Annotated in this window: 13 protein-coding genes; 5 read left to right on the top strand and 8 right to left on the bottom strand. The window is 65.8% G+C overall.

Annotated features, from left to right (window positions below; translation table 11 throughout):
* The first annotated feature begins 1 nt into the window (after position 1).
* From ACE3SL_RS12470 to ACE3SL_RS12455, 4 genes are all read left to right on the top strand, one after another.
* Complete coding sequence (locus tag ACE3SL_RS12470) at positions 2 to 595, top strand: hypothetical protein (protein ID WP_374526064.1); 594 nt, start codon at positions 2 to 4, stop codon at positions 593 to 595.
* A complete protein-coding gene (locus ACE3SL_RS12465; protein ID WP_374526063.1) occupies positions 592 to 1,203 on the top strand; it encodes a phosphatase PAP2 family protein in 612 nt (203 codons plus the stop codon). The genes ACE3SL_RS12470 and ACE3SL_RS12465 overlap by 4 nt, the downstream gene beginning before the upstream one ends.
* A gap of 54 nt (positions 1,204 to 1,257) precedes the next feature.
* Complete coding sequence (locus tag ACE3SL_RS12460; protein WP_374526062.1) at positions 1,258 to 1,971, top strand: hypothetical protein; 714 nt, start codon at positions 1,258 to 1,260, stop codon at positions 1,969 to 1,971.
* A gap of 77 nt (positions 1,972 to 2,048) precedes the next feature.
* Positions 2,049 to 3,365 (top strand): amidohydrolase family protein, encoded by a 1,317-nt coding sequence (locus ACE3SL_RS12455; RefSeq protein WP_374526061.1) that lies wholly within the window; start codon positions 2,049 to 2,051, stop codon positions 3,363 to 3,365.
* A 34-nt stretch (positions 3,366 to 3,399) separates the two neighbouring features.
* Here the strand turns inward: ACE3SL_RS12455 and ACE3SL_RS12450 are convergent, their stop codons facing one another.
* The 8 genes from ACE3SL_RS12450 to ACE3SL_RS12415 all read right to left on the bottom strand — a co-directional run bounded on the left by ACE3SL_RS12450 (position 3,400) and on the right by ACE3SL_RS12415 (position 12,144).
* The gene (locus ACE3SL_RS12450; protein WP_374526060.1) at positions 3,400 to 4,185 is read right to left on the bottom strand and encodes a tyrosine-protein phosphatase; all 786 of its coding nucleotides are present in this window, start codon (positions 4,183 to 4,185) and stop codon (positions 3,400 to 3,402) included.
* A complete protein-coding gene (locus ACE3SL_RS12445) occupies positions 4,182 to 4,985 on the bottom strand; it encodes a crotonase/enoyl-CoA hydratase family protein (RefSeq protein WP_374526059.1) in 804 nt (267 codons plus the stop codon). Before ACE3SL_RS12445 ends, ACE3SL_RS12450 begins: the two co-directional genes overlap by 4 nt.
* A 103-nt stretch (positions 4,986 to 5,088) precedes the next feature.
* Positions 5,089 to 6,219, bottom strand: coding sequence for a CaiB/BaiF CoA transferase family protein (locus ACE3SL_RS12440; RefSeq protein ID WP_374526058.1), 1,131 nt, complete (start codon positions 6,217 to 6,219; stop codon positions 5,089 to 5,091).
* Between the two features lie 122 nt (positions 6,220 to 6,341).
* Positions 6,342 to 7,592, bottom strand: a complete 1,251-nt coding sequence (locus ACE3SL_RS12435; RefSeq protein WP_374526057.1) for an acetyl-CoA C-acetyltransferase — start codon at positions 7,590 to 7,592, stop codon at positions 6,342 to 6,344.
* 27 nt (positions 7,593 to 7,619) lie between these two features.
* Positions 7,620 to 8,402 (bottom strand): SDR family NAD(P)-dependent oxidoreductase, encoded by a 783-nt coding sequence (locus tag ACE3SL_RS12430; RefSeq protein WP_374526056.1) that lies wholly within the window; start codon positions 8,400 to 8,402, stop codon positions 7,620 to 7,622.
* An 11-nt stretch (positions 8,403 to 8,413) separates the two neighbouring features.
* Positions 8,414 to 9,619, bottom strand: coding sequence for an acyl-CoA dehydrogenase family protein (locus ACE3SL_RS12425; protein WP_374526055.1), 1,206 nt, complete (start codon positions 9,617 to 9,619; stop codon positions 8,414 to 8,416).
* The gene (locus tag ACE3SL_RS12420) at positions 9,616 to 10,701 is read right to left on the bottom strand and encodes an acyl-CoA dehydrogenase family protein (protein ID WP_374526054.1); all 1,086 of its coding nucleotides are present in this window, start codon (positions 10,699 to 10,701) and stop codon (positions 9,616 to 9,618) included. Before ACE3SL_RS12420 ends, ACE3SL_RS12425 begins: the two co-directional genes overlap by 4 nt.
* Before the next feature lie 258 nt (positions 10,702 to 10,959).
* Positions 10,960 to 12,144, bottom strand: coding sequence for an acyl-CoA dehydrogenase family protein (locus tag ACE3SL_RS12415; RefSeq protein ID WP_374526053.1), 1,185 nt, complete (start codon positions 12,142 to 12,144; stop codon positions 10,960 to 10,962).
* A gap of 122 nt (positions 12,145 to 12,266) precedes the next feature.
* Between ACE3SL_RS12415 and ACE3SL_RS12410 the strand changes: the two genes are divergently transcribed.
* Positions 12,267 to 13,247 carry an NAD(P)H-dependent flavin oxidoreductase gene (locus ACE3SL_RS12410; RefSeq protein ID WP_374526052.1) on the top strand — a complete coding sequence of 327 codons (981 nt, stop codon included), beginning with the start codon at positions 12,267 to 12,269 and terminating at the stop codon, positions 13,245 to 13,247.
* Positions 13,248 to 13,282: the final 35 nt, after the last annotated feature.

Here is a 13,282-nt window from a genome sequence, read left to right as displayed (position 1 = left end):
CTTGAATCCGTCGATCCTCCATTTTTCCCGGACGGGCAACGTCATCAAGGCGTTGTTCTTCCTGGGAGTGGCAGCCATCGCGTTCAGCGTGGCCAGCCTGATGCACTCCGAGAGCGCCGCGCCGGCGCCTGTCGTGGTCGGTACGCCCGACATCATGTTGCCGGTCCCGGCGCCGCACCGCGATGTGCTGGCGCCGTTCAAGATGTTGCTTCTCGTCATCGCGGGCGGGGTTTCCCTTTTCTACGCCGGGCGGCACGGGCTGCGGGTGCTGGTGCGGGAGACAGCGGTCCGGATCGAAGGTGGGCGCCTGCATTTCCATGCGAGCTATGGCGCCGAGCCGAATTCTTTCCCTGCCGCAAACATCGCGGAGGCGATCTGCGACCGCGCCGATCGGCTGCCCGGAGAGATTTCCAACGCTGCAAGGCTGGGCGCGCGGATGCGCTACGGTCTCTACCTTCGTTATGGTGCCGACGGGTCGAGCCGCGAGCTGCGCCTTATGGACAATGACGTCGATGGCGGCGCCGAGCAACTGCGCCGCTTCGCGGCACAGCTCGACGCCTGGCGCCGGTCGGCGGCGTGGAAGGCGGATCGATGATGGGGCGAGACAAGCACCTCCTTGCCGCAACGCTGCTGATCGTCGCGGTGATCCTGCTCGGTCTGGCCGTCAGCGCCGGCTGGACGGTTGCCGCCGACCACCGCATCTCGAACGCACTGGCGCTGCGCGTCGGGCAAAGCGATCCCGCCTTCATTTCCTTCATGCAAGGCGCAAGCTGGATCGGCGGTGGGACACCGCGCTGGATCATCGTCATCCTGCTTTCGGCGCTCGTCTGGCGCTGGTGCGGGCGGCGCTGCGCTGTTGCGCTCGCGGGAGCGTCTTTGCTCTCGAACCTCGCCTCGAGCGCGCTGAAGTTCGCCTTCGACCGCGCGCGGCCCGACATCATCGCGCATCTCGACCATGTGAACAGCGCCTCCTATCCCAGCGGTCATGCGACGAGCGCCGCGGTCGTCTATCTGCTGCTCGCCTGGCTCGCGCCGCCGCGCTGGCGTCCGTTCGCGTGGATGCTCGCGGCCGCGATGATCCTGCTCAACGCCTTCTCGCGGATCATGCTCGGCGTTCATTGGGCGAGCGACATCGCCGGCGGCACGATGCTCGGCGCGGCTTTCGCGCTGGCCGGGGCCTGGTGGGCGTCGCGGCGCGTCTAAGATAATCGTAAACCTTCCCTGCTAGAGCGGCGGCATCGGCAGGGGGAATCCGATATGAAGAGCGTCGCCTACAGCCGGGCCAAGCTGACGAAGACCGCGGTCGGTTGCCCGATCCTTGCCGTTGCGGGCCTTGCCTGCCTCGGCCATGTCGGCCCATTCATCAGCGCGATCATCCTGATCGGCTCGGTCCTCCTTGCCGCTTGCGGCGTGCAGGGTGCGCGCAAGCTGCTCGGCGATGCGACGGCGCTGCGGTACGACCGCGACCGGCTGACCATCGCGACCATGTGGTCCGAAAGCTGCGTGCGGTGGAGCGACGTGGCCGAGGTCGGTACTTCGGCGCTCAACACCTATGCTTTTTATGGCCTGATCAAGGTCGGCAGCACCCAATATCTCGACATCAAGATGCGCGGCGGCCTCATGGCGAAGAAATACCGGCTGCTCGGCGATATGCTCGATCTCGACAAGGCGGGTCTCACCCTGCTGGTCGAAGACCTGGCCGCGCACCAGCTCGCTGCCGAAGCGCGCCCGGGGACGCTGGACGACGCTGCGGTACGGGTGCCGCAATGGGCGGCGAGCGCCCCGCAGGCCGAGCTGTTCGACCCCGATGCGGCCCTTGCCAACTATCTGCGGCGGCAAAAGGCTAAGGAACAGCGGGTTTCGGAACCCGTCGCCGCGCCCGGTTTCGGCCGCCGCGATAGCCTCGAAGGCGTGCCGCCCGCGCCGCTGACCGGGGCCCGTCCCGGCGGTTTCGGGCGCAAGATCGTCTAGGGTGAAGATTCCGCTGTCCTAAAAAGTCTCGTTTTGCCATCTATCGAATAGGCACAACGACAAGACAGGGGCGGGATATGCAATCCAGTGTGAAGTTCGGCAGTTTTCTGCGGGGAATCGCTTTCGGGGCGAGCGCGCTTTTCGCGGCGGCGGCGCTGCCGGCGGCGGCGCAGGACGATGCCGGCCAGACGGTGATTACCGCCGCGCGCTATCTCGACGTCCCGTCCGGCAAGACGGTCGACTATCCCGCGATCTTCGTCGGCAAGGACGGGCGCATCACCAGCATCGCCGACGCGCGTACCGTGCGGTGGGGGGCGAACGTCAAGCACATCGACCTCGGCGACAAGACATTGCTCCCGGGCCTTATCGACATGCACGTCCATCTGACCTCGCTGGCCGAGGTTGGCGGTTATCAGGGGCTACGCTATACCGACAGCTTCTGGACGGTGGTGGGCGTCGCGAACGCGAAGACGACGCTCGATGCGGGCTTCACCACGGTGCGCAATGTCGGCTCGGCCGATTTCGGCGACGTCGGGCTCAAGCAGGCGATCGAGGGCGGCTATATCCAGGGACCGCGGATCATTCCCGCCGGCTATGCGATCGGCGCGACCGGCGGCCATTGCGACGAGGGTGGCCTGCCGCCCTCGATGGATCACAAGGGGCCGTCGGTCGTCGATAGTCCCGAAGAAGCGCGCGCCAAGGTGCGCTGGCTGCACAAATATGGCGCGCGGGCGATCAAGATCTGCGCGACCGGCGGCGTCTTCTCGCTCGGCGACAGCGTAGGGGCGCAGCAATTGACGCTCGAGGAGATGAAGGCGATCGCCGACGAGGCGCATATGCTCGGGCTCAAGGTTGCCGCGCACGCGCATGGCGACGAGGGTATCCGCACCGCGATCCTCGCCGGCATCGACACGATCGAGCATTGCAGCCTTGCGAGCGACGAGGCGATCAAGCTGGCGGTCGCGCACAAGACCTGGTTCGACATGGATATCTATAACGACGACTATATCCTCGCGACCGGGACCGCGAACGGCACCGAGCAGGAAAGCCTCGACAAGGAAAAGGCGATCGGCCTCGCGCAGCGCCAGACCTTTCAGCGCGCGGTGAAGGCGGGTGTGCGGATGCTCTTCGGCACCGACGCCGGCGTCTATCCGCACGGCGACAACGGCAAGCAGTTCGCAAAGATGGTGCAATGGGGCATGACCCCGATCCAGGCGATCCGCGCGGCAACGGTGAATGGTGCGGAAGCGCTGGGCATGACCGGCGATGTAGGATCGATCGCGGTCGGCCGCTATGCCGATATCATCGCGATTGACGGCGACCCGCTGGCCGATGTGACCCGGCTCGAGCATATCGGCGCGGTGGTGAAGGGCGGGGTGCTGGTGAAAGACTGATATTCTGTCGCCCCCGCAAAGGCGGGGACGACGATTAAACCACCAGCCGGTCGATCATCGTCTCGCGCATTTCCGGCGTCAGGTTGAGCACCGCTTCGGCATAGGTCGGGATGTCGGCATGGTCGCGCCGTACCGTCGCGAGCGCGGCGTCGAGATAGGCGGGGTTCACCGACATCAGCGCGCGGATCGCATCCTCGTGAATCTCGGCGCCATAGCGCGCGCGGATATGCGCGGCGCCCTGCGCGATCCGTTCCTCGATCTTCCCGGCGGTGTTGGTGAGGAGATAATCCTGCATCAGATCGTCCTCATGCACGCCGAGCAGCCGGTGGACGATGGCGACGGCAAAGCCGGTGCGGTCCTTGCCCGCGACGCAGTGGACGAGGCTCGGCGCATCATGGTCGGCGAGCGCGGCAAGATAGAGCCGCAGGGTCGCGACGAGCGCGGGGCGGTACGGCATCCCCGCATAGGTGTCGATCATCCGCTCGCGCGCGGTTTCGAGGTCGATGGTGCCGCCCGCCGCCTGCAGATGCGGCGCAAGGCCGGCGGTGACGCCGCCCGCGAACAACACGCGGCCCGCGAACTTGTCCGAGCGGCGGCACGGATGCATCTCGCGCTCGTCGTCGCCGCGCAGGTCGATGATCGTATCGAGACCGAGCGCGTCGAGCGCGGTCAGATCCTCGTCGGTCGCCGCCTCATGGTGCGCCGATCGCCACAGCATATTGTCGCGCAGCCGCCCGCCGCCCTCAACGGCATAGCCGCCATAGTCGCGGAAATTATGAATGCCTGACAGGGGCAGGACGCGCTCGGCCAGCATGGTCATTCTCCCGTAAACACCGGCTCCCGCTTCTCGACGAAGGCGTTGATCGCCTCGCGATTGTCGGCGGTTTCGTGGACGATCGCCTGATAGGCGGCGCTGAGTTCGAGGATGTCGCTCATTCGGCTGTGCTGCGCCTCGCGGAGCAACCGCTTGGTAAGTCGCAGCGCGCGCGGCGGGTTGCAGACGATCCGCTCGGCGATCGCGATGGCGCGGTCGAGCAACTGCTCGTCCGGCACCACCTCGGTGACGAGACCATAGTCCTTCGCCGTCGCAGCATCGAAGCGATCGCCGGTCAGGAACAGTTCCGCCGCGCGCGGATAACCGAGTACTTTCTGAAGCAGCCAGGCGCCGCCATCGCCGGGGACGATCCCGACCTTGATGAAGCTGCACGCGAATTTCGCGCTCTCGGCCGCGATGCGGATGTCGCAGGTGCAGGCGAGGTCGCAGCCGAGCCCGACCGCATGGCCGTTGACCGCGGCGATCATCGGAATCTCGCAGTCCATCAGCGCGCGGATCACGGCCTGCACCCCGCGGCGATAATTGGCGCGGGTCGAATCGGGCTGGTCGAGGACGCCGATGCCCTTGCGGTCCTGCATCGATTTGAGGTTGCCGCCGGCGCTGAACGCCTTGCCGCTGCCGGTAAGGATGAGCGCGCTGACGCCGCGATCCGCGCCAAGGGTGCGGAGCGTGTCGATGATGTCGTCGCAGTCCGCGTGGGTGCCGATCGCATTCATGCTCTCGGGCTTGATCATCGTCAGGATCGCGATCTTGCCCCGCCGCTCGACACTCAGAAACTCGCCCATCAAAAACTCTCCTTATCCGCAGGGCAGGCTATGCCTCGCGGCCCATGCTTGCAAGTCAAGGATGGCGGCCGAACGCGCGCGGGCGTCGGACCGCCGAAGCCCCTCAGCGAACCGCGCCGCCCGAACGCAGGCTCGCGATCCTGTCCGCCCCATAGCCGAGTGCGGTGAGCACCGCGTCGCCGTCGGCGCCGACCGCAGGCGCGGGTTGCGGCACGTCGTTGCGCGTTGCCGAATAGCGCGGTGCGGGCGCGGGCTGGGTGACTCCGCCCACGGTGAGGAAGGTCTCGCGCTCGACATTGTGCGGATGCTGCGGCGCTTCGGCGAGCGAGAGGACCGGCGCGAAGCACACGTCGGTCATTTCCATGATCGCACACCATTCGTCGCGCGTCTTGGTCGCGAACAGCGCGGTCAGCTTGTCCTTGAGCGGCCCCCATTGGGCCGGGTCCATCTGGGCGTCGAAAGCGGGGTCGGCATCGAGCCCGGTCTTTTCGCGGAGCAGCGCATAGAATTGCGGTTCGATCGACCCGATCGAGATGAACTTGCCGTCGGCGCAGGCGTAGGTGTCATAGAAATGGGCGCCGGTGTCGAGCATGTTGGTGCCGGGCGCATCGTTCAGCCGTCCCATCGCGAGGAAGCCCCAGGTCATGCCGGCGAGCAGAGCCGACCCGTCGGTCATCGCGCAGTCGATCACCTGACCCTCGCCAGTCTTGGCCGCGTGGAGCAGCGCGCTCGCCATGCCGAAAGCAAGCATCATGCCGCCGCCGCCGAAATCGCCGACATAGTTCACAGGCGGCACCGGCTTCTCGCCCGCGCGGCCGACGGTGTGCAGCACGCCCGACAGCGCGATATAGTTGATGTCGTGCCCCGCGGCCTGCGCATAGGGTCCGAACTGGCCCCAGCCGGTCATGCGGCCGTAGACAAGCTTCGGGTTGTCGGCGAGCAGCACCTCGGGGCCGAGCCCCAGACGCTCCATCACACCGGGGCGATAGCCCTCGATGATGCCGTCGGCATTCTTGCAGAGATCGCGGGCGATCTGCACGGCTTCGGGGTTTTTCATGTCGAGCGAGATCGACTTGCGGTTCCGCGACAAGGGGTCGCGCGGGTCCATGAAACCGCCGGGCCGGTCGATGCGGATCACCTCGGCGCCATGGTCGGCGAGCATCATGCCGCAATAGGGGCCGGGGCCGATGCCGGCGAATTCGATGATCCTGATGCCGCTGAGCGGTCCCGCCATGTTATGTCTCCCATGCCTCGTCATTGCGAGGACCCCGGACTTGATCCGGGGGAAGCGGCAATCCAGAGCAAGCGTAAACCGCCCTGGATTGCCTCGCTTCGCTCGCGATGACGATCGTTGTCCTAGATGCGTTCGATGATGATCGCCGGCGCCATGCCGCCCGCGGCGCACATGGTGACGAGGCCGTAGCGGCCGCCCGAACGTTCGAGTTCGTCGAGCGCAGTGCCGATCAGGATCGATCCGGTCGCGCCGATCGGATGGCCGAGCGCCATCGCACCGCCGTTGATGTTCACCTTTTCGCGGTCGAGGTCGAGGTCGCGGATGAACTTTTCGGCAACGACCGAAAAAGCCTCGTTGATTTCCCAGACGTCGATGTCCTCCTTCTTGAGGCCCGCCTTTTCGAGCACCTTCTTCGCCGCGGGCACCGGGGCGTTGAGCATCAGCGTCGGATCGTCGCCGATATTGGCATAGGCGACGATGCGGGCGCGCGGTTTCAGCCCATGCTTGTCGGCATAATCCTTCGACGTCAGCAGGATCGCCGCGGCGCCGTCGACGACGCCCGATGAGTTGCCGGCGTGGTGGAAATGCTGGATTTCAAGGTCGGGATAGCGGCGGTTGATCTGCTTCCTGAAGGTGAAGCCGTCGCCCATGTCGAAATCGGCGAGGCCGACGAAGCTGGGTTTCAGCGCAGCAAGACCTTCGGCGGTGGTTTCGGGGCGCGGGAATTCCTCATGGTCGAGCGCGACGCTGCCGTCGGTATTGAGCACGGGGACGACCGACTTCGCAAAGCGGCCTTCCTTGATCGCCTTGTCGGCGCGCTGCTGGCTGACGAGCGCGAGCGCGTCGAGCGCTTCGCGGCTGATGCCTTCCATCGTCGCGATCGCGTCGCCGCAGATGCCCTGGTGCGACTGCGGGTGGAGTTCGTCGAGCGCTTCGTGACCCGAGCCCATCAGGCGCGGGGGGATGCCGGCGTTCGCCTGTTCGGCGGCGTAGGCCGTGGTGTAGCTCATCATCTCGGTGCCACCCGCGATGACGCAATCCTCCATGCCGCTCATCACGCTCGCCGCGGCGAAGTTCACCGAGCTGATGCCGCCGCCGCAGAAGCGGTCGAGCGTCGTGCCGCTGGCCTTGGTGTCATAGCCCGCCGACAGCGCCGCCATGCGGCCGAGGTCGCCGCCCTGCTTGCCGTTCTGGCTGGAGGTCGACCAGACGATGTCGTCGACCGTCGCGGTGTCGAGGTTGTTGCGGTCGCGGATCGCGGCGAGGACGGTCGCGGCGAGATGCTGCGGGTGGAGGTGCGACAGCGCCCCCTTGCCGGGCTTGCCGATCCCGCGCGGGGTGCGGACGGCATCGATGATATAGGCTTCGGACATGAGATTATTCCTTTCTGTGGGGAGATATTAGCGGGGCGCCATGCGGATCGCGCCGTCGAGGCGGACGGCCTGGCCGTTGAAATAGGTGTTGCGGACCATCTCCATCGCGAGGCTGGCATATTCCTCGGCCTTGCCGAGGCGCTTGGGGAAGGGGACCGAGGCTTCGAGGCTTTCCTTGACCTTCGGGTTCATGTTGCCGAGCAGCGGGGTGCCGAAGACGCCGGGCATGATCGAATTGACGCGGATGCCGAGGTCCATCAGGTCGCGCGCCATCGGCAGCACGAGGCCGTTCACCCCCGCTTTCGCCGAGCCATAGATCACCTGCCCGATCTGCGCGTCCTGCGCCGCGACGGAGGCCGTGAAAATGATCGCGCCACGCTCGCCGTCCTCGAGTTCGGATAAGGTTGCCATGCCCTCGGCGGCGATCGAGCCGATGCGGTAGCTCGCGGTCAATATGCCGGCGACGCCATATTCATAATCGGCGGTCGGAGTGCGGCGGTATTTGCCCGTCTCCTTGTCGAAGGCGAGCGTCTTGCCGCGCCGCGAGGTCATCGCGCAGTGGACGGCAATGCGTTCCTGCCCGTGCGCCGCACGCGCCTTGGCGAAGCCTCCCAGCACCGAATCCTCATCGGTGATGTCGACATGGACGAACAGTCCGCCGATCGATTTCGCCACCTCTTCGCCGAGCGCGTCGTTGATGTCGAAGATCGCGACTTTCACGCCCGCGGCGGCAAGCGCCTCGGCGGTCGCGCGGCCGAGGCCGGATGCCCCGCCGGTGACGATGGCCGCAGTCGAGGAATCGAATTTCATGGGGAGGCTCCTCAGGCTGGTATCTGGTTGAAGGGGATGCCCTTGTCGGGGCGGTGATCCTGCGGCAGGCCGAGGATGCGTTCGGCGATGGTGTTGAGCAAAGTCTCGTCCGAGCCGCCCGCGATGCGGCCGGTCGGTGCATTGATCCAGCTCGATGCCCAATCGTCCTTGGGCGAGGCATGTTCGTCGAAGGCGAAACCGCCCGCGCCTTGCAGGTCGAGCGCGAGTTCGGACAATTTCTGGCGCGAGCGCACCGCGACGAGCTTGTTGAGCGAGCCTTCGGGGCCGGGCGTCATGCCCGCCTCCATCATCCGCCGCGCGCGGACGTTGATCGAATCGAGCCCGGCGCGCATCGCATAGTTGCGCGCGATCTGCTGGCGGATGCGCCCGTCCTCGATCGCGGGCCTGCCGTTCAGCCGCACCTCCTTCGCAAGGTCGATGAACAGGCCCAGATGGGGGCCGAAGCCCGCGCTGTCGGTTGCGACATAGCGCTCGATCATCAACGTCGCGAGCGCGACCGCGAAGCCGCCGCCGACCGGCGACATGCGATGATCGTCGCTGATCTTCACATCGTCGAAGAAGACCTCGTTGACGTGGCTGTCGCCGCCCGCGAGCTTGATCGGGCGCACGGTGACGCCCGGTGCCTTCATGTCGACCCAGAAGTAGGTCAGGCCTTTGTGCTTGGCGACGGTCGGGTCGGTACGCACGACGATGACGCCATAATCGCTATATTGCGCCCAGCTCGTCCAGACCTTTTGCCCGTTGATCTTCCACCCGTTGCCGTCGGTCTCGGCGCGCGTGCGAAGCCCGGCGAGGTCGGTGCCGCCCGAGGGTTCCGAAAAGAGCTGGCACCAGATTTCCTCGCCCTGCAACGCCTTGAGTACGCGCTCCTTCACGAAGTCGCGGTCGGGACCGAACTGCATCAGCACCGGCACCGGCATCCCGAGCGAGATGCCGAAATAGACGTTGGGGAAGCCGTGCTTCATCTCCTCGGCTTCGAAGCTGATCTTTTCGATATGGCCGAGGCCTTGCCCGCCGAGGTCGGTGGGCCAGTTGATGCCGGCAAAGCCTGCGTCGAACTTCGCCTTCTGGTAACGACGGCCGAGCGCGAGGTCGTCTTCGACGCTCAGTCCTTTGCGCGCCGCCTTGCCGAAGGTCGGCACCATCGATTCGCACCATGCGGCGGCCTTCGCGCGCCAGGCTTCGAGATCGCTCATGCTTCGTCTCCTGCGAGGCGGTCGACCAGCACATCTTCCCAGAAGAAGCTGCTTCCCTGTTCGAGCGCGAGGCTGCGCGCACGGCGCATGTGGAGATGGAGGCCGATTTCCCACGTCACCCCGATGCCGCCATGAATCTGCACGCAGTCGCGCGCCGCCGTGTCATAGGCCTCGGTCGCCGACAGCCGCGCCGCGGCGGCGGCGGTGATGAAATCGGCTTGACCCTCGCGCGACGCCGCGTGGATACAGTTCGCGCGGGCAAGCTCGACGAGGCCGTAAAGCTCGGCGATGCGATGCTTGATCGACTGGAAAGCACCGATCGGCTGGCCAAATGCTTTGCGCGTCACAGCATAGTCGCGTGCGATCTCCATCAGCGCCTCGGCGCCGCCGGTCTGCTCATGCGCGGTAACGACCGCCTGCAGCGCCAGAATGTGGAGCGCGGCGGCACGGGCCGCGTCGCCGGTCGCCAGCGTTTCGGCCGACGTGTCGGTGAAGGTGAGGTCGGCGATGCAGCGGCTGTTGTCGAAACTCTCGATGGCCGTTCGGTTGACGTCGGTCAGGTCGACGAGCACGAGCGCCGGTCCGCTCGCCAACACCACCGCGACATCGGCGAACAGGCCGCCCGACACGGCGCCGGCGACGCCGGTCAACCGGCCGTCGGCCAGCGTCACAGAAGGTTGGGCGGGCAGAGGATCGGCGCCCGCCGCGAAGGCAATCGCGCCGATCGTCTCGCCGCTCGCAAGGCCGGGGAGCCAGCGCGCTTTCTGGGCGTCGGTGCCATAAAGCTCGATCGCTTTCGCAGCGCCGAAGCTCGACGTCAGGAAGGGCGCGCCGCTCAACGTGCGGCCTGCCTGATGCGCGATCAGCCCGAGTTCGATCAGGCCGAGCGCGAGCCCGCCATGAACCTCGGGCAGCGCGAGTGCGGTCCAGCCCTGCTCCTTCGCGGTCGCCCAGAACGGCTGGTGATAGGCACCCTGCATCTGGAGCAGCGGCAGCAATTCGTCCTTGCTGACCCGCGCTTCGAGCGCGCGGCGCGACTCGGTCGCGATCGCCTGCTGCCCCTCGTCGTACAAAATCGACATCGGCCCGATTCCTCTACCCTTGGTCCGCGCATCATCCGGACGTTAACGTAAACGTCAAGTTGTTTTGACGCTACGGAGGCGATAGTATTCGGCTTTGGAAGGGTTATGCGCGTCCTCGTCATCCCGGACTTGATCCGGGGTCCCGCTCAGCGACGCCGAAAAAGCGGGACCCGTATCAAGTCCGGGATGACGAAACAGTCAAACCGCGCGCCCGCTTCTAAAGCGGCCTCGCCACCGACGCGGCCGCCTTTTGTGGCCTCATGCCCGCTGCGCCTTCCAGTCGCGCTTGATCTTCTTGGCGAGGCTCCATTTATGAACCTCGGTCGGGCCGTCATAGATACGGAAGGCGCGAACCTCGCGGAAAACCTGCTCGACGATCGTGCGGTCGGTGACCCCGGTGCCGCCCATCACCTGAACGCAGCGGTCGGCGATGCGCATTAAGGCTTCGGACACAGCGACCTTCGCCATCGAGCTTTCGACCGTACCGAGCGATCCGGTGTCGAGCACCCCCGCGCACCAGTCGATCATCAGCTCGGCCTGCTTCAAATCGATCATATTTTCCGCGAGCATGAAGCCGACGCCTTCATGATCGATCAGCGGCTTGCCGAATGCCTCGCGGCGGTTGGCGTAATCGCTCGCGATCTCGTGCGCGCGGATGCAGCAGCCGAGCCAGCGCATGCAGTGCGACAGGCGGGCAGGGGAGAGGCGCACTTGCGCATAGCGAAAGCCTTCGCCCGCCTGCCCCAGCATCTGGTCGGCGGGAACGCGCAGATTGTCGATGGTCAGCGTCGCATGGCCGCCGGGCATCGAACTGTCGATTGTGTTCGGAATTTCGTCGATGCGGATCGCCAGGTCGGGCAGGTCGATGAGGAACATGCACGCGCCTTCCTCCGCCTTCGCCATGACGATGCCGACGCGCGCGCCCTCGGCGCCGGTGATGAAGGTCTTGCGGCCATTGATCACCCAATGATTGCCGTCGGGGCGGCAGGTCGTTTTCATCATCGACGGGTCCGACCCCGCGCCGCCCTCGTCGGCGGGTTCGGTCATGAAGAAGGCCGAACGGACGCGCCCCTCGACCATCGGTTTCAGGAAGCGTTCCTTGAGTTCGGGGCTGCCCTCCTTGCCGAGCAGATACATATTGCCCTCGTCGGGCGCCATGGTGTTGCAGGCGAGCGGGCCGAGCGGCGACAGGCCCGACTTGATCAGCACCACCGCGGTCTCGCGCTGGTTGAGGTGGCTGCCGTCCGACAGGATATGCGGCGTCAACACGCCCGCGGCACGTGCATGCTCACGCATTTCCATCACCAATTCGTCGGTCGGCGCGCCATGATGGTCGCGGCGCGGGTCCTTTTCATAGGGTATCACTTTCTCGCGAACGAAAGCCTCCACCTGCGTCGCAATCGCCAGCGCCCGATCCGATATGCCCTCGTGCGTCGCCGCCATTTCGATTCCCTTCGTTATCTAACCATTCAACTCTCAACCCGACGTTGACGTAAGCGTCAAGTTAATTCAAGGGAGAAGGCAATGGCGCCGTAACGGCAGGGACAGCAAGGGAAGGACGTATCATGGCTTTCAAGACGCGCATAACCGAAATGCTGGGCATCGAGCATCCGATCGTGCAGGGCGGGATGCAGAGCGTCGGCTATGCCGAACTGGCGAGTGCGGTGTCGAACGCCGGCGGTCTGGGCATCCTGACTGCGCTGACCCAGCCGAGCCCCGAAGCGTTGCGCGCGGAGATCGAGCGCTGCCGGTCGATGACCGACAAGCCGTTCGGCGTGAACATGACGGTCTTTCCGACGATCAACGCGCCCGATTACAAGGCCTATGCGCAGGCGATCATCGACGGCGGGGTGAAGATCGTCGAGACTGCGGGAACGCAAGCGGTGCGCGAGATCTGGGAGATGCTGAAGCCGCACGGCGTGACCATCCTCCACAAATGCACCGCGGTCCGCCATGCGCTGTCGGCCGAAAAGGCGGGCTGCGACATCATCTCGATCGACGGCTTCGAATGCGCGGGGCATCCCGGCGAGGACGATATTCCGGGGCTGATCCTGATCCCCGCGGCGGCGGACAAGGTGAAGATTCCGATGCTTGCCTCGGGCGGCTTCGGCGACGGACGCGGGCTTGTCGCCGCGCTGACCCTGGGCGCCGAGGGGATCAACATGGGCACGCGTTTCTGCGCGACGAAGGAAGCACCGATCCACGACAATGTGAAGCAGGCCTATGTCGAGAATGACGAGCGCGGCAGTTTCCTGATCTTCCGCAGCCTCAAGAACACCGCGCGCGTCGGCAAGAGCGCGGTCAGCGAGGAAGTGGTGCGCCGCCTCTCGGTGCCCGATGCGACCTTCGCCGACGTTGCCGAGCTGGTGAACGGCAAGGCCGGGCGCGAACTGCTCGAGACGGGTGATCTTACCAAGGGCGTCTTCTGGGCGGGCATGGTTCAGGGGCTAATCCATGACATTCCGACCTGCCAGCAACTGATCGACCGGATCATTTCGGAAGCCGATGCGATCATCGATCAGCGGCTCGCCGGCTTCCGGCGCTGATCAAAGCCAAGCTGCCGCCTTGCGGCGCGGTGACG

It is taken from the genome of Sphingopyxis sp. (genome assembly GCF_041916015.1).
Lineage (GTDB): Bacteria > Pseudomonadota > Alphaproteobacteria > Sphingomonadales > Sphingomonadaceae > Sphingopyxis.
This window is presented reverse-complemented; position numbering and strand designations above follow the sequence as displayed.